A 15,707-nucleotide genomic window follows, 5' to 3' on the forward strand; every position below is an offset into this window, starting at 1 on the left:
GCCGGGCGTGGCCAGGTCGCCGCACGGCCGGATGACGGCCGTGCGGCGGCACGGCATAAGCTCCACTCGTGGCGCTCAAGAACATTCCCGGGTCCGGTTTCTCCGATGACGACGGCTCTCCCGATCCTGTGCTGGCGGCGGCTCTGGCCGCGTGGGCGCAGGACCGGGCGGCCGAGGGGCGGGTGCTCGGGGCGCTCCAGGGAGCACGGCTGCTGGTGCCCGTCGTCGCTGTGCTCGGTGAGACCGAGGAGGACGAGCGCGGGCTGCGGCGCGAGAAGACCAGCGACATGGCCGTGCCGACCCTGACGGCGGGGGACCGGCGCGCACTGCCCGCCTTCACCTCCACCGAGACGCTGGCCCGCTGGGACCCCGAGGCGCGGCCCGTCGCCGTACCGCTGCATCAGGCGCTTCAGGCCGCCGCGCACGAGAAGGCCGACACCGTGGTGATCGATCTGGCCGGGCCCGTGCCGTACCAGCTCACCGGGCCCGCGCTGCTCGCCCTCGCCGAGGGGCGTACGAGCACCGATCCGCTGGACGACCCCGCCGTGACCGGGGCGGTACGGGCCGCGGTCGCCGCCGAGCCAGCGGTGCTACGGGCGCACCTCGGACCCGGCAGCGCGGACGGCACCCTCGCGCTGGTGCTGGATCCGGCCGCGCCCCCGGCCGAGGCGGCCCGCCGGATCGCCGGGGCGCTCGCGGCCGACGACATCCTGAGGGCCCGCCTGGTGCGCGGGCTCGACCTGGCTCTGCTGCCGGCCGGAGCCGTGCCTCCGGGCGAGCCCCTCTTCGTACGCGCCTGAGACGGCTCGGCGCTGAGACGGCTCGGCGCCTGAGACAGCCCGAGGAACGGCTCAGGCGTTGGGCCACGGCTCAGCCGTAGACCGGGCCCGTGTACTTCTCGCCCGGGCCCTGTCCCAGCTCGTCCGGTACGACCGACGCCTCGCGGAACGCGAGCTGGAGCGACTTCAGACCGTCCCGCAGCGGCGCCGCGTGGAACGAGCTGATCTCCGTCGCGCTCGCGTCCATCAGCCCGGCCAGCGCGTGGACCAGCTTCCGGGCCTCGTCCAGGTCCTTGTGCTCCTCGCCCTCCTCGGTCAGACCGAGCTTCACGGCGGCGGCGCTCATCAGGTTCACCGCGACCGTGACGATCACCTCGACGGCGGGGACCTCCGCGATGTCGCGCGTCATGGCGTCGAAGCCGGGGGACTCTTGGGGGGAGGTGGCGTCACTCATGCCCCATACGATAGGCGTACGAGGGGCGCGGCCCGCTCGCGGGAGCCCGCCCGCGGGGGTGGCCTGCCTCCCCGGGAGAGTCGCGGGCGAGTCCCGGGCGAGCCCTGGGAGTCACAGGGTTAGCACCTCCTCCGGGGAACTGCTAACCTTGTGTTACGACCGGCCGGACATCCTTATGCCCGGCCCACAAGTGGAGGCTCCGATCTCCCACCTGGCTGCCCCTAAGGGGCGGCGGGTCACCGGTCAGGCGGTGCCCATCGTTCCGTACGGACGATGGAGCCGCCCGACGCGCCCCGTGGTACATGCGCGGCGGTGCTCCGGTATTCAGTAGGAGCCCTGCCTGTGTGCCGTTCGGGGCATTTTTCGTGTTCCGCCGCGGTTGGTCCTATGAAACAGACGTTACGCGGCTGTCTGCCAGACAGTCGTGTGGTGCTACCGAGGAGGATCCATCAGCGCCGAGCCCCGCATCAACGACCGGATTCGCGTTCCCGAAGTGCGACTTGTCGGTCCCAGTGGCGAGCAGGTGGGCATTGTGCCGCTCGCCAAGGCCCTGGAGCTTGCGCAGGAGTACGACCTGGACCTGGTCGAGGTCGCGGCGAACGCCCGTCCGCCCGTGTGCAAGCTCATGGACTACGGGAAGTTCAAGTACGAGTCGGCCATGAAGGCCCGTGAGGCGCGCAAGAACCAGGCGCACACGGTCATCAAGGAGATGAAGCTCCGGCCCAAGATCGACCCGCACGACTATGACACCAAGAAGGGTCATGTCGTCCGGTTCCTCAAGCAGGGTGACAAGGTCAAGATCACGATCATGTTCCGTGGCCGTGAGCAGTCCCGTCCCGAGCTGGGCTTCCGGCTGCTCCAGCGGCTCGCCTCCGACGTCGAGGAACTCGGCTTCATCGAGTCGAACCCGAAGCAGGACGGCCGGAACATGATCATGGTCCTTGGCCCGCACAAGAAGAAGACCGAGGCCATGGCCGAGGCCCGCGAGGCCCAGGCGGCCCGCAAGGCCGGTCGCCAGGGCGGCGCGGCCGAGGAGTCGGCGGGCTCCACCGCGGAGGCTCCGGCCGAGGCATCTTCCGAAGCGTGATCCGGGGGGCCGCCATCCAGGCGGCCCACGGCTCCGGTCCGGAAACCACCAGAGATCTGACGCTCCCGCGCGCCGGCCCGACCGGCCGGCAGGGAGCGCCACTGACGAGGAGAGAACGGCGCCATGCCGAAGAACAAGACGCACAGCGGTGCCAGCAAGCGCTTCAAGATCACCGGCTCCGGCAAGGTGCTGCGCGAGCGGGCCGGCAAGCGCCACCTGCTGGAGCACAAGTCGTCCAAGCTGACGCGTCGCCTCACCGGCAACGCCGAGATGGCCCCGGGCGACGCCAAGAAGATCAAGAAGCTTCTCGGCAAGTGATGTCGCGGCCCCGGGTGACCGGGGGCACGGCAGCAGGACCGGGACCTATTCGTTCTCGGGCCGTGTGAGTCCAACCACGGCCCCGCTACAAGGAGTTAACACGTGGCACGCGTCAAGCGGGCAGTCAACGCCCACAAGAAGCGCCGGGCGATCCTGGAGCAGGCCAGCGGTTACCGCGGCCAGCGTTCGCGCCTGTACCGCAAGGCGAAGGAGCAGGTCACCCACTCCCTCGTCTACAACTACAACGACCGTAAGAAGCGCAAGGGCGACTTCCGTCAGCTCTGGATCCAGCGCATCAACGCGGCCGCCCGCGCCAACGGGATCACGTACAACCGCTTCATCCAGGGGCTCAAGGCCGCCAATGTCGAGGTGGACCGCAAGATCCTCGCCGAGTTGGCCGTCAACGACGCCACCGCGTTCGCCGCGCTGGTCGAGGTCGCCCAGAAGGCCCTCCCGAGCGATGTGAACGCTCCGAAGGCCGCCGCCTGATCTCCGTCAGGCCGTCTCTCCTTCCCGCCGGACCCGCAGGCACCGCGCCTGCGGGTCCGGTGCGTTCCCGGCCCGGGTCCCGTCCCGTACGACCGGACCACCGCCATCCCGTACGAAGAAAAGCGAGCCGCCGCCCATGGGCACCCCCGAGCTGATCTCCCCGCGCTCCCCGCGTGTCACCGCCGCCAGGAGGCTCGCCAAGCGCGCCTTCCGCGGCAAGGAACGCCGGTTCATCGCCGAGGGACCCCAGGCCGTACGGGAAGCGGTCGCCCATCGCGGGGAGGGCGGTGAGCCGACGCTGACCGAGCTGTTCACCACCGCGGAGGCCGCCGAGCGGTACGCCGACATCGTCGACGCGGCGCGGGCCACCGGGGCGCGGGTCCACTACGCGGCCGACGGCGTGCTCGCCGATGTCTCGCAGACCGTGACCCCGCAGGGGCTGCTCGGTGTCTGCCGCTTCCTCGACTCGCCGTTCGACGACATCCTGCGCGCACGGCCCCGGCTCGTCGCCGTACTCGCGCATGTCCGCGACCCGGGCAACGCCGGTACGGTGCTGCGCTGCGCGGACGCCGCGGGCGCGGACGCCGTCGTTCTCACCGACGCGTCCGTCGATCTCTACAACCCCAAGTCGGTCCGCGCCTCGGTCGGCTCTCTCTTCCACCTTCCGGTCGTGGTCGGAGTCCCGGTGGAGGACGCCGTCCAGGGGCTGCGGGAGGCGGGCGTCCGTGTCCTCGCCGCCGACGGGGCGGGCGAGAACGACCTGGACGACGAACTGGACGCGGGGACCATGGGCGGGCCCACGGCCTGGATCTTCGGCAATGAGGCATGGGGGCTGCCGGCCGAGACCCGGGACCTCGCGGACGCGGTGGTACGGGTGCCGATCCACGGAAAGGCCGAGAGTCTGAACCTGGCGACGGCCGCGGCCGTATGTCTGTATGCCTCCGCGCGCGCCCAGCGAGTCCGTCCCGCGCGCTGAGGGGGTCGGCTCCGTCACATTCAGCTAGTAATGTTGCGGCTTCGGGCCCACTGAGCTACGCGGAAGAGGTGGGATGCGGGCATGACTGTCGGGGCGAGCGGACCCGCCGCGGTCCAGGGAGCTTTAGCGCGCGCGCCCTCCGGCGGGCCCGAGGCGCCGCAGAGCGACACCCTGACACCCGCACCGCCACCGATACCCGCCGCGCCGGGCCCGCACAGCCCCGGCAGTCCGCCGGCCGACGACGACGGTGCCGCGGCGGCCGGACTCGGGATCGATCCCGATGATCTGCCCGACGGGCTCGTCGTCGCCGATGAGCACGGCCGGGTCATTTGCTTCAACGCCGCCGCCGCCCGGATCACCGCCGTACCGCTCTCCGCCGCCCTCGGCCGGCCGCTGGACGAAGCGCTGCCGCTGGAGGATCTCAAGGGCCGCCGCTGGTGGGCGCTGACCGATCCGTACGGCGGACTCGCCACCCGCGTCGGCCAGCCCGAGCGCAATCTGCTGCTGCCCGGCGGCCGGGAGGTGCTGGTCTCGGCCCGGTACGTACGCACCCGTCCGACCGGGCCCGTGCGCCGGCTGGTGATCTGTGTGCGCGGTACGGAGGCGCGGCGGCGCACCGAGCGCAGCCATGCAGAGCTGATCGCCACCGTCGCCCATGAGCTGCGCTCCCCGCTGACCTCGGTGAAGGGGTTCACCGCGACCCTGCTGGCCAAGTGGGAGCGCTTCACCGACGACCAGAAGCGGCTGATGCTGGAGACCGTCGACGCCGACGCCAACCGGGTCACCCGGCTGATCGCCGAGCTGCTCGACATCTCCCGGATCGACTCCGGCCGTCTTGAGGTGCGCCGCCAGCCCGTCGACATCGGCGCGGCCGTGGGGCGGCATGTGCAGGCGCACACGGCCGCGGGACAGTCGCCGGACCGGTTTCTCGTACGGATCCGGCAGCCGCTGCCCGATCTGTGGGCGGATCCCGACAAGATCGACCAGATCCTGGGCAACCTGCTGGAAAACGCGGTGCGCCACGGCGAGGGAACCGTCACCATCGAGGTGTCCGCCGCGTCCCTCCAGCGGGCGGAGACAACAGAGAAGGGAACGTCCGTCACCGTGTGCGACGAAGGCCCCGGCATCCCCGAGGAGTCGATGGGCCGCGTCTTCACCCGCTTCTGGCGCGGGAGCAAGCGCGGCGGGACGGGCCTGGGCCTGTATATCGTCAAGGGTGTCGTCGAGGCGCACGGCGGGACGATCACGGTCGGCCGCGGACCCGGCGGCGGCGCTCAGTTCCGGTTTATTCTGCCTGTCGGCGCCCCCGCCTACCTGAAATAGGATCTGCCGCGAAGCGACAGACAGGGCGTGGCAGCCGGCGGGCGGACCCCTCAGCGGCCCGCGGGCCACTTCACCTCCGTACGGCCTCTAGACTCGACCTTTGGCAACCTTCGTGCCCTCAGTGATCGAGCAGGGTCGTTTCGCCAGCCAATCGGAAGTACGGGAAGAGATGTCGGCACCCAACAAGTCGTACGACCCAGTCGAGGTCGAGGCGCTGAAACCGGAACAGATCGAGCGCATGCGGGACGAGGCGCTCGCGGCCTTCGCCGCCGCCGGTGATCTCGACGCGCTCGCCCACGCCAAGACCGCGCACACCTCGGGCACCTCGCCGCTCGCGCTCGCCAACCGGGAGATCGGCGCGCTGCCGCCGCAGGCCAAGGCCGAGGCGGGCCGGCGCGTGGGCCAGGCCCGCGGCGCCGTCAGCAAGGCCCTCGCCGCCCGGCAGACCGAGCTGGAGGCGGAGCGGGACGCCCGTGTCCTGGTCGAGGAGGCGGTGGATGTCACGCTGCCGTACGACCGCGTACCGTCCGGCGCCCGCCACCCGCTGACCACGCTCATGGAGCGGGTCGCCGACGTGTTCGTGGCGATGGGGTACGAGGTCGCGGAGGGGCCCGAGGCGGAGGCGGAGTGGTTCAACTTCGACGCCCTGAACTTCGTCCCCGACCACCCCGCGCGCCAGATGCAGGACACGTTCTTCGTCCAGGGCGCAACAGGCACCGAGGGTGACGAGTCGGGTGTCGTGCTCCGTACGCACACCTCGCCCGTCCAGGCCCGCGCCCTGCTCGACCGCGAGCCCCCGGTCTATGTCGTCTGTCCGGGGCGCGTCTACCGCACCGACGAGCTGGACGCCACCCACACCCCGGTCTTTCACCAGATCGAGCTGCTCGCCGTCGATGAAGGCCTGACCATGGCCGACCTCAAGGGCACCCTCGACCACATGGTGCGGGCGCTCTTCGGCCCGGACATGAAGACCCGGCTCCGCCCGAACTACTTCCCCTTCACCGAGCCGTCCGCCGAGATGGACATGGTCTGCTACGTCTGCCGTGGCGACTCGGTCGGCAACCCCGACCGGCCCTGCCGCACCTGCGGCAGCGAGGGATGGATCGAGCTGGGCGGCTGCGGCATGGTCAACCCCAAGGTGCTGACCGCCTGCGGTGTCGACCCGGAGAAATACAGCGGATTCGCGTTCGGGTTCGGAATCGAGCGGATGCTGATGTTCCGCCACAACGTCGAGGACATGCGAGACATGGTCGAGGGCGACGTCCGGTTCACCCGGCCGTTCGGGATGGAGATCTGATGCGCGTCCCGCTTTCCTGGCTGCGGGAGTACGTCGACCTGCCGGCGACGGAGACCGGCCGCGACGTCCAGGCCAAGCTCGTCTCCGCAGGTCTGGAGGTCGAGACCGTCGAGCAGCTCGGCGACGGCCTCAAGGGCCCCCTCGTCGTCGGCAAGGTCCTCACCATCGAGGAGCTGGAGGGCTTCAAGAAGCCCATCCGCTTCTGCACCGTCGACGTCGGCACCGCCAACGGCACCGGCGAGCCGCAGGAGATCGTCTGCGGCGCGCGGAACTTCCGTGTCGGCGACAAGGTCGTCGTGGTGCTGCCCGGCGCGGTCCTGCCGGGCGACTTCGCGATCGCCGCGCGCAAGACGTACGGCAAGACCTCGCACGGCATGATCTGCTCCAGCGACGAACTGGGCATGGGCGACGACGGCGCCGGCGGCATCATCGTCCTGCCGCCCGAGCACGAGGTCGGCACCGACGCCATCGCGCTGCTTGAGCTGGTGGACGAGGTCCTCGACATCGCCGTCACCCCCGACCGCGGCTACTGCCTCTCGCTGCGCGGTGTCGCCCGCGAGACCGCCATCGCGTACGGGCTGACTCTGCGCGACCCGGCGCTGCTCGACGTACCGGCGCCCAATTCGTACGGCCACCCGGTACGGATCGCCGACCCGAGCGGCTGCGACCGCTTCACCGCCCGTACGGTCACCGGTCTCGACCCCGAGGCGCGGAGCCCGATCTGGCTGACCCGCCGGCTCCAGAAGGCCGGAATGCGGCCGATCTCCCTCGCCGTCGACATCACCAACTACGTGATGCTGGAGCTGGGCCAGCCCCTGCACGCGTACGACCGCTCCCGTCTTGAGGGGCCGATCGGGGTCCGCCGCGCCCAGGCCGGCGAGAAGATCACCACGCTCGACGGCGCCAAGCGGATCCTGGACCCCCAGGACCTGGTCATCACCGACGACCGCGGGCCCATCGGTCTCGCCGGGGTGATGGGCGGCGCCAACACCGAGATCGCCGATCTCACGGCCCACCCCGAGACCGGCGAGGTCCAGGGCACCACCGAGGTGGTCATCGAGGCCGCGCACTTCGACGCGATCTCCATCGCCAGGACCGCGCGCCGCCACAAGCTGGCCTCCGAGGCGTCCAAGCGCTTCGAGCGCGGTGTGGACCCGCAGGCCACGGCCGCCGCCGCGCAGCGGACCGTCGATCTGCTGGTGCTGCTCGCGGGCGGCTCGGCCGAGGCCGGGGTCACCGAGGTCATCGCGCCCTCGGCGCCGCACACCATCACCATGCCCGCCGACCACCCCGACCGGGTCGCCGGTGTCGGCTACGGCAGGGAGACCGTCGTACGGCGCCTCCAGCAGATCGGCTGCGACGTCTACGGGCAGGACGAACTCGTCGTGACCGTGCCGTCCTGGCGGCCCGACCTCGGCGCGCCCAACGACCTCGCCGAGGAGGTCATCCGCCTGGAGGGGTACGAGAACCTTCCCTCGACGCTGCCCACCCCGCCGTCCGGGCGCGGGCTCACCGAGCGCCAGCGGCTGCACCGCCGCGTCGGCCGCGCCCTGGCCGGAGCCGGTTATGTCGAGGCGCTGAACTACCCGTTCATCGGGGACGCGGTGCTCGACGCCTTCGGGCTGCCGGCCGACGACAGCCGCCGCCGTACGGTCAAGCTCGTCAACCCGCTCTCCGACGAGGAGCCCGCGCTGCGCACCACGCTGCTGCCCGGGCTGCTCGCGGCGCTGCGCCGGAACGACGGCCGCGGCTCGCACGATCTGGCGCTCTTCGAGACCGGCCTGGTCTTCCGGCCCACCGGCGACGAGACCGTACCGGTACGGCTGCCCGTCGACCGGCGGCCGTCCGACGAGGACCTGGCCGTGCTGGACGCCGCGCTGCCGCGCCAGCCGCGCCGCGCCGCGGTCGTGCTGGCCGGAGCGCGCGAACAGGCCGGCTGGTGGGGCAAGGGCCGCCCGGCCGACTGGGCGGACGCCGTGGAGGCGGCCCGTACCGTCGCCAGGGAGGCCGGCGCCGAGCTGACCGTACGGGCGGACCGGCACGAGCCCTGGCACCCCGGCCGCTGCGCCGCGCTGCTGGTCACCGTGGACGGCGAGGAGACCCTCGTCGGCCATGCCGGAGAGCTGCACCCGCGGGTGGTCAAGGCGCTCGGAGTGCCGGAGCGCACCTGTGCCATGGAGATCGATCTCGATCTGCTGGAGCGGGCGGGCACCGGTGCGATCGAGGCGCCCCGGATCTCGGTCTACCCGGTCGCCACCCAGGATGTGGCGCTGGTCGTCGCGCGGGACGTACCGGCCGCCGCGGTGGAGGAGGCGCTGCGCGAGGGCGCGGGTGAACTCCTGGAGTCCCTGCGGCTGTTCGACGTCTTCACCGGCGAGCAGATCGGGGAGGGCCACCGGTCGCTCGCGTACGCGCTGCGCTTCCGCGCGCCGGACCGCACCCTGACCGTCGAGGAGGCCACGGCCGCGCGGGACGCGGCCGTCGCGCTGGCCGCCGAGCGGACCGGCGCGGTTCTTCGCGGCGCGTAATCGCCACTGCGTAACACCTGGTCATAGGTCGTCGTTGGACAGACGGCCGTCCCCTGAGGGGCGCCTCCGGATCTCCGGAAGCGCCCCTCACTCATTCGGGTGAGAAGTCCGGGGCGGGTTCGCCAACGCATATGCGTGATCGACACAATCGATCCGGCCACTACGGTCGACGTACGCCCATCGGCTTAGCGGCCGGGCGGCCGAAGGGGGCCGACGGATGAATCGGACCAGTGCAGAAGAGGACGCGTTCGAGGACGCGCCGGCTCCCTGGGGTGTCGTCGAGTGTGCGATTCCGGGCGGTGTGCTCGCCCTGGTGGTCACCTGGGAGCTGACCTGCCCGCCGGCCACCCTCGACAATCTGGTCCCGCGGATCGTGACCTGTGTGGCCTTCCTGCTGCTCGTGGCGTATCTGCTGAACCGGGTGCGGCGCCGGGGGCTCAAGGAGCTGAGCCAGGTACGGGCGGTGGCGCGCGCCGTGCAGGAGGTGCTGCTCAGACCGCTCCCGGCGCGGATCGACGGGCTGGCCTTCCACGCCCGCCAGCTCTCCGCGTCCCGCGGCGCCGATGTGGGCGGCGATCTGTACGAGGCGGTGGCCACCCCGCACGGTGTCCGTGTCGTCATCGGCGATGTGCGCGGGCACGGACTGCCCGCGATCGGGGCGGTGGCCGCGGTGCTGGGCAGTTTCCGGGAGGCCGCGCATGACGAGCCGGGGCTCGACGGTGTGCTGCGAAGACTCGACCGTGCGCATCAGCGTCATCTGCGGGAGCTGTGGTGGCAGGAGACCGTCAGAGCGGAGGGCCTGGACGGCGAAGGGCCGGTGGCGGACGCGTCGGTGCTGAAGGGCCTGGGACGCGACGGCCCCGGGCCGGGCGGCTGGAGAGCCGTGGGGCGGGGGTTCGGCGTCGGAGTCCCCGCCGGCTGGTGGTCCTGCGGCCGGTGGTACGGCTGGGGGCCCGGGCGCCGGGGATTCGGACGCTGGGCCTTGGGGCGCTGGCGGTCCGGGCGGGGGTTCGCGGGCATCGAGTACGGCGCCGGGGACCCGGAGGGCCTGTCGGCGGAGGAGTTCGTCACCGTACTGCTGCTGGAGATCGGGGCCGACGCGCAGGTACGGGCCCTGAACTGCGGCCATCCCTGGCCCTATCGGCTCGGCCGGGGTGCCGTGCCGCTCTCGACCGCTGAGCCGCTGCCGCCCCTCGGCGCGTTTCCGCTGCCGGCGGAACTTCCGCTCCAGCGGTGCGGGCCGCTGCTGCCGGGGGAGTCGCTGTTCCTGCACACCGATGGCGCGCAGGACGCCCGGGATTCGGCGGGACGGTTCTTCGGCCTGGAGTCCGCGCTCGCGGAAGCGGTGGCCGGTGCCCGCGGAGCGCCGCTCTCGCCCGCGGACGTGGTGCGGCGGGTGCATGCCGCGCTGCTGCGGCACACGGGCGGGCGGATCACCGACGACATGGCGCTGCTGGTCCTGCGCAACGACCGCCCGGCGGTACGGGCCGGGGATCCGGCGCCGGACGCGGGTGCGGATTCCCGGGCGCGGGACGTGGGGCCACCGGGCGACCGGCCACCAGAGAGTGCCGTGTCGATTGCGGGCCCACCGGCCGGCCACCCACCGGAGAAGCACCCACCGGAGCATCGGCCACCGCAAAGCCGGGCACCGGAGCCGGGGCCCCCTGAGCCTCGGTCACCTGGCGCTTCCTCACCTGACGTACTGGCGGACACGCAGCCGGAGAAGCTCGCGGACTTACATACGCCCGAGCAACGTCCGTGTCCCCGGTCCGGGATGACCGTGACCGGGGTGGTACGCACGCTTTCCTTCCGCCGGTAGGGGCGACATGGCTGCACATCGCCACGACGGCCGGCGCCGCCTGCCCCGCCGCGGAGTGTCGGGCAGGTCGGCAGGGCAGACGGCGCGGTTGCGGGCCACCGCACTGTGCGAGGGGGAGCCGGCGGCCCGGCCGCCTCTTTCCGAGGCGGGCTCCAGTCAATCGGTCCCGGGCGCCCGCCGGCAGAGTGCACAAGGTGCGGATGCGGGCATTACGTTCACACCCCGTGCGAATCGCACTACGCTGGCGCCCTCGTCAAGAAGGCCCGGAATCGGACGCGTCACTGGAGGGGCACCGCACATGCAGCCCAACACCCTGCTCGATTCGCTGCTCGACGAGTCGGGCATCTCCCACGCCGGACTCGCCGCCCGGGTCAATGAGGCAGGCCGGGCCAGAGGCCTTGCCCTGCGGTACGAACACACGGCCGTGTCCCGGTGGTTGAAGGGGCAGCGGCCCCGCGGCCAGGTGCCCGATCTGATCTGCGGGGTGCTGGGCGAGCGGCTGCGCCGGGCGCTCACCCTGGACGACATCGGACTCGGCGTCGCGGGCGAGCCGCGCACACCGGGGCCCACCCCGCTCTCGGGCTTTGTCGAGCGGGCCACCGCGCTGTGGCGCTGCGACGAGCAGCGCAGGCCGCACATAGTGGACGCCCCCGCCGTCACCGGCACACCCGCGGTGATCCCCGTCTGGGAGTGGGAGAACCCTCCGGAGGACGCCGATGTCTCGCGCAGCGGCCGTACGAAGGTGGGTCCCGCCGATATCGAACTGCTGCGATCAGCCAGGGAGCACTACGAGCTGATGTACCGGAGGGCGGGCGGTGTGGCCACCCGCTCCCGGATCGTCCGCTTCCTCAACGCCGAGACCGCGCCGCTGCTGCGCGGCGGATACAGCGACGCCCTGGGCCGCCAACTGCACCGCGCCACCGGCGGACTGGTCGCGGTCGCCGGTATCTGCGCGTACGACTCCGACGCCCATGGCCTCGCCCAGCGCTACTTCCACCAGGCGCTGCGGCTGGCCAAGGCCAGCGGCGACCGGGGCCTGGGCGCCTATGTGATCGCGCTGCTGGTCAACCAGTCGCTGCACATGGGCGAGCACCGCCAGGCCGTCGCCTTCGCCGAGGCCGCGCTGCGCGCGGCGGGCCGCCAGATCACCCCGGCGCTGGCCGCCGATCTCTATGCGATGCAGGCCAAGTCGTACGCCCATCTCGGCGACGGCAGCGGCGCGCTGGGGTGCATCAGACGCGCCGAGACGGAGGCGGAGCGGATCAGGCCGGGGCACGAGCCGGAGGAGACGGGCTACGTCCAGCCGGGCCTGGTGAACGTACAAGTGGCTGAGGCGCTGCTCAGCCTGGGGGATCTGGCGGCGGCGCGGGCGCACGCGGCGGCGGCCGTGGACACACCGGCGCACGATCGGGGCCGGGTGCACCGGCTCGCCATGCTCAGCCATATCGAACTGCGGCAGGGCGAGGCGGACAGGGCCGCCGGTACGGCACGCGAAATGGCGGAACGGGCGCGGGGGATGGAGTCCCAGCGGCTGCGGGACCGGCTGCGCGCCGTGCGCGCCCAGTTGGTGGCCAGCGGATCCTCCGACGCGGAGGCGGCGGCCGAACTGATCTCAGGCGCGCTGCGCGTTCCCCTGTGAGCCCCTCTGTGAGCCCCCTCTGAACCACCGTGTGCAAGAGCCGCTGCTGCGATATTGCCATCAACTTGTCGGAAGGTGGCAGAAACGTGCAGTGGACGAAACTTAGCGAACAAACTGTTTATGAGAATCGTTGGTTCCAGGTCAATCTGGCGGACGTCAAGCTTCCTGACGGCCGGCATCTCGACCACTTCCTGATCCGGCTCCGGCCGGTCGCCGTGGCGACCGCGGTCAACTCCGCCAACGAGGTGCTGATGCTCTGGCGGCACCGCTTCATCACCGACAGCTGGGGCTGGGAGCTGGCCGCGGGTGTCGTCGAGGACGGCGAGTCCATCGAGGCGGCCGCGGCACGGGAGATGGAGGAGGAGACCGGGTGGCGGCCCGGCCCGCTCCGGCATCTGCTGACGGTCGAGCCGTCCAACGGTCTGACGGACGCCAGGCACCATCTCTACTGGGCGGAGGAGGCCACGTACATCGGTCATCCCCAGGACGACTTCGAGTCCTCGCGCCGTGAATGGATCCCGCTCAAGCTGGTGCCGGACATGATCGCGCGCGGGGAGATCCCGGCCGCCAATATGACGGCCGGGCTGCTGATGCTCCATCACATACGGCTCGGCTGACCGCCCCCGGTCCGCCTCGCGTACTCCTGGCCCCCCGGCCGGTTCGCCTCCGAGGGTCAGGAGTACGGGTAGAAGCCCGCGCCGGTCTTGCGGCCGAGCCGGCCCGCGTCCACCATCCGCTGGAGCAGCGGCGGTGCGGCGTACAGCGGCTCCTTGAACTCCGCGTACATCGAATCGGCGACCGACGCCACCGTGTCCAGACCGATCAGATCGGACAGTTTGAGCGGGCCCATCGGATGGGCGCAGCCCAGCTCCATCCCGTCGTCGATGTCCTCGCGGCTCGCGATGCCCGACTCGAACATCCGGATCGCGGACAGCAGATACGGGATGAGCAGCGCGTTCACCACAAAGCCGGAGCGGTCCTGGGCGCGGATCGCATGCTTGCCCAGCACCCCCTGGACGAGGGACTCGGACCGCTTGATCGTGTCCTCGGACGTCGTCAGCGCGGGAATCAGCTCGACGAGCCGCTGCACGGGCGCCGGGTTGAAGAAGTGGATACCGATGACCTGGTCGGGGCGCGAGGTCGCCACCGCCAGCCGGACCAGCGGGATCGACGAGGTGTTGGAGGCGAGGATCGCGTCCGGGCGGGTCACCACCTGGTCGAGCACCTGGAAGATCTCGGTCTTCACCTTCTCGTTCTCGACCACGGCCTCGATGACCAGATCGCGGTCGGCGAACTCACCGAGATCGGTGGTGAAGGTGAGCCTGCCGAGCGTCGCGTCGCGCTCCTCCTCGCTGATCTTGCCGCGTTCGGCGGCCTTCGACAGCGAGTTGTGCAGCCGGGTACGGCCGATCTCCAGTGCCTCGCCGGTGGTCTCGGCGACCTTCACGGCCAGCCCGCTCCGGGCGACGACCTCCGCGATGCCTGCGCCCATCTGGCCGCAGCCCACCACTCCGACGCGGGTGATATCGGTCAGGGTGTCGGTCACATCGTGCCTTTCACTCGTCCGTGTCCCCGCGGGTCCCCCGTCTGGTTCCGGTGCCCGCTTCCGGACAGGACGTTACTCCGCGGGGGAGTGTGGACGACCGGCCGGGGCGGGCATGCTCAGCGGAAGCAGCGGCCCGCCCGGCGACCACCGGCGGGCCGCCGGGCAGCGGACCGGAGGACGGGGCGGCGCATGGCACACATCGGCAGACGAGGGCTGGTCGCGGGCGCGGCGGGGGTGGCGGCGGCACTGCTGGCGGCGGGCGACGCCGCCGCGCGGACGCCCCGGCACCACGCGCCGCGCAGGGAGTTCCGCGGGATGTGGCTGGCGACGGTCGCCAACCGCGACTGGCCCTCGGTGCCCGGTCTGACGGCGGAGCGGCAGCAGGCCGAGCTGATCGCGCATCTGGACACGGCCGTGGCGCGCGGGCTGAACGCGGTCGTCTTCCAGGTCCGGCCCACGGCGGACGCCCTGTGGCCTTCGCCGTACGAGCCCTGGGCGCAGTACCTCACCGGGGTGCAGGGCCGCGATCCCGGCTGGGACCCGCTGGGCACGGCGGTGCGCGAGGCGCACGCACGCGGTCTGGAGCTGCACGCCTGGTTCAACCCGTACCGCGTCGCGAACCACACCGATCCGTCCCGGCTGACCGCGACCCACCCGGCCCGGGTCCACCCCGAGTGGATCCTCCCGTACGGCGGGAAGCTCTACTACAACCCGGGGCTGCCCGAGGTCAGACGCTTCGTCCAGGACGCCATGCTGGACGCCGTCGAGCGGTACGCCATCGACGCCGTGCACTGGGACGACTACTTCTATCCGTACCCGGTCGCCGGGCAGGTCTTCGAGGACGACGAGGCGTACGCGCGGTACGGAGCGGGCTTCCCGGACAAGGCGGCCTGGCGGCGGGACAACACGGACCGGCTGGTACGGGAGACCGCGGCCCGCATCAAGAAGATCAACCGGACGAACAGGACTCGGAGGGACGTACGGTTCGGTATCAGCCCCTTCGGGGTGTGGCGCAACGCGGCCACCGATCCGCTCGGCTCCGACACCACGGCCGGCGTGCAGACCTATGACGATCTGCACGCCGACACCCGCAAGTGGGTCAAGGAGGGCTGGATCGACGACATCGTCCCGCAGCTCTACTGGAACATCGGCTTCCCCGCCGCCGACTACGCGAAGCTGCTGCGCTGGTGGGACGGGGTGGTACGGGGGACAGGGGTGGCGCTCCACATCGGCGAGGCGCTGTACAAGGCGGGCGACCCGGCGCAGCCGGCCGCCTGGCAGGACCCGGCCGAGCTGTCCCGCCATCTCACCCTGGCGAAGGAGTTCGCGGAGGTGCGCGGGCACTGCTTCTTCTCGGCGAAGGAGGTCGGTGCCGATCCGATCGGGGCGATGACCCGGGTGGTGGCGGACCACTACGGCGGGGCGGGCAAGTGACGAGCCCCATGCGGCAGG

13 protein-coding genes and 2 pseudogenes are annotated in these 15,707 nt (G+C 71.7%); 13 read left to right on the plus strand and 2 right to left on the minus strand.

Features of this window, described 5'->3' with window-relative positions; translation table 11 throughout:
- The first annotated feature begins 68 nt into the window (after positions 1 to 68).
- Positions 69 to 800: an SseB family protein gene (locus tag ACFU9P_RS21260; RefSeq protein ID WP_384083103.1), complete on the plus strand. Its 732-nt coding sequence runs from the start codon at positions 69 to 71 to the stop codon at positions 798 to 800.
- Between the two features lie 70 nt (positions 801 to 870).
- Here the strand turns inward: ACFU9P_RS21260 and ACFU9P_RS21265 are convergent, their stop codons facing one another.
- Positions 871 to 1,233: a DUF1844 domain-containing protein gene (locus ACFU9P_RS21265; RefSeq protein WP_376373127.1), complete on the minus strand. Its 363-nt coding sequence runs from the start codon at positions 1,231 to 1,233 to the stop codon at positions 871 to 873.
- A 424-nt stretch (positions 1,234 to 1,657) separates the two neighbouring features.
- Here ACFU9P_RS21265 and infC point away from each other — a divergent pair, with 424 nt between their 5' ends.
- The 11 genes and pseudogenes from infC to ACFU9P_RS21320 all read left to right on the plus strand — a co-directional run bounded on the left by infC (position 1,658) and on the right by ACFU9P_RS21320 (position 13,326).
- Positions 1,658 to 2,320, plus strand: coding sequence for a translation initiation factor IF-3 (gene infC / locus ACFU9P_RS21270; RefSeq protein ID WP_079023549.1), 663 nt, complete (start codon positions 1,658 to 1,660; stop codon positions 2,318 to 2,320).
- 123 nt (positions 2,321 to 2,443) lie between these two features.
- A complete protein-coding gene (rpmI, locus tag ACFU9P_RS21275; protein ID WP_046504486.1) occupies positions 2,444 to 2,638 on the plus strand; it encodes a 50S ribosomal protein L35 in 195 nt (64 codons plus the stop codon).
- 102 nt (positions 2,639 to 2,740) lie between these two features.
- Positions 2,741 to 3,127 (plus strand): 50S ribosomal protein L20, encoded by a 387-nt coding sequence (gene rplT / locus ACFU9P_RS21280; RefSeq protein WP_046504483.1) that lies wholly within the window; start codon positions 2,741 to 2,743, stop codon positions 3,125 to 3,127.
- 136 nt (positions 3,128 to 3,263) lie between these two features.
- Positions 3,264 to 4,103: a TrmH family RNA methyltransferase gene (locus ACFU9P_RS21285; RefSeq protein ID WP_384083109.1), complete on the plus strand. Its 840-nt coding sequence runs from the start codon at positions 3,264 to 3,266 to the stop codon at positions 4,101 to 4,103.
- An 81-nt stretch (positions 4,104 to 4,184) separates the two neighbouring features.
- Positions 4,185 to 5,426: an ATP-binding protein gene (locus ACFU9P_RS21290; RefSeq protein ID WP_384083112.1), complete on the plus strand. Its 1,242-nt coding sequence runs from the start codon at positions 4,185 to 4,187 to the stop codon at positions 5,424 to 5,426.
- Positions 5,427 to 5,595: 169 nt separating this feature from the next.
- Entirely contained in the window at positions 5,596 to 6,723 is a 1,128-nt protein-coding gene (pheS, locus tag ACFU9P_RS21295; RefSeq protein ID WP_376373138.1) for a phenylalanine--tRNA ligase subunit alpha, read from the plus strand.
- Positions 6,723 to 9,251: a phenylalanine--tRNA ligase subunit beta gene (gene pheT, locus ACFU9P_RS21300; RefSeq protein WP_384083115.1), complete on the plus strand. Its 2,529-nt coding sequence runs from the start codon at positions 6,723 to 6,725 to the stop codon at positions 9,249 to 9,251. Before pheS ends, pheT begins: the two co-directional genes overlap by 1 nt.
- Positions 9,252 to 9,468: 217 nt before the next feature.
- A pseudogene (locus ACFU9P_RS21305) lies at positions 9,469 to 10,047 on the plus strand (PP2C family protein-serine/threonine phosphatase); the annotation flags it as partial.
- Between the two features lie 240 nt (positions 10,048 to 10,287).
- Positions 10,288 to 10,725: pseudogene (locus ACFU9P_RS21310) on the plus strand (PP2C family protein-serine/threonine phosphatase); the annotation flags it as partial.
- A 643-nt stretch (positions 10,726 to 11,368) separates the two neighbouring features.
- A complete protein-coding gene (locus ACFU9P_RS21315; RefSeq protein ID WP_376373144.1) occupies positions 11,369 to 12,709 on the plus strand; it encodes a transcriptional regulator in 1,341 nt (446 codons plus the stop codon).
- A gap of 86 nt (positions 12,710 to 12,795) precedes the next feature.
- On the plus strand, positions 12,796 to 13,326 hold the full coding sequence (locus ACFU9P_RS21320; protein WP_376373147.1) for an NUDIX hydrolase: 531 nt from the start codon (positions 12,796 to 12,798) through the stop codon (positions 13,324 to 13,326).
- 56 nt (positions 13,327 to 13,382) lie between these two features.
- On the opposite strand, the gene ACFU9P_RS21325 is transcribed toward ACFU9P_RS21320, so the two are convergent.
- A complete protein-coding gene (locus ACFU9P_RS21325; RefSeq protein ID WP_376373340.1) occupies positions 13,383 to 14,243 on the minus strand; it encodes a 3-hydroxybutyryl-CoA dehydrogenase in 861 nt (286 codons plus the stop codon).
- 201 nt (positions 14,244 to 14,444) lie between these two features.
- On the opposite strand from ACFU9P_RS21325, the gene ACFU9P_RS21330 reads away from it, so the two are divergent.
- Positions 14,445 to 15,689, plus strand: a complete 1,245-nt coding sequence (locus ACFU9P_RS21330) for a glycoside hydrolase family 10 protein (protein WP_384083119.1) — start codon at positions 14,445 to 14,447, stop codon at positions 15,687 to 15,689.
- The last annotated feature ends 18 nt before the right edge of the window (positions 15,690 to 15,707 follow it).

The organism is Streptomyces sp. NPDC057617, from assembly GCF_042800555.1.
In the GTDB taxonomy this organism is placed as follows: domain Bacteria; phylum Actinomycetota; class Actinomycetes; order Streptomycetales; family Streptomycetaceae; genus Streptomyces.

Bases quoted from the DNA above. Each gene is read 5' to 3' on its own strand.
- ACFU9P_RS21290 (WP_384083112.1), top strand. From the start codon at position 4,185: ATGACTGTCGGGGCGAGCGGACCCGCCGCGGTCCAGGGAGCTTTAGCG.
- ACFU9P_RS21315 (WP_376373144.1), top strand. From the start codon at position 11,369: ATGCAGCCCAACACCCTGCTCGATTCGCTGCTCGACGAGTCGGGCATC.
- pheT (WP_384083115.1), top strand. From the start codon at position 6,723: ATGCGCGTCCCGCTTTCCTGGCTGCGGGAGTACGTCGACCTGCCGGCG.
- ACFU9P_RS21265 (WP_376373127.1), bottom strand. From the start codon at position 1,233: ATGAGTGACGCCACCTCCCCCCAAGAGTCCCCCGGCTTCGACGCCATG.
- ACFU9P_RS21285 (WP_384083109.1), top strand. From the start codon at position 3,264: ATGGGCACCCCCGAGCTGATCTCCCCGCGCTCCCCGCGTGTCACCGCC.
- rpmI (WP_046504486.1), top strand. From the start codon at position 2,444: ATGCCGAAGAACAAGACGCACAGCGGTGCCAGCAAGCGCTTCAAGATC.
- ACFU9P_RS21330 (WP_384083119.1), top strand. From the start codon at position 14,445: ATGGCACACATCGGCAGACGAGGGCTGGTCGCGGGCGCGGCGGGGGTG.
- pheS (WP_376373138.1), top strand. From the start codon at position 5,596: ATGTCGGCACCCAACAAGTCGTACGACCCAGTCGAGGTCGAGGCGCTG.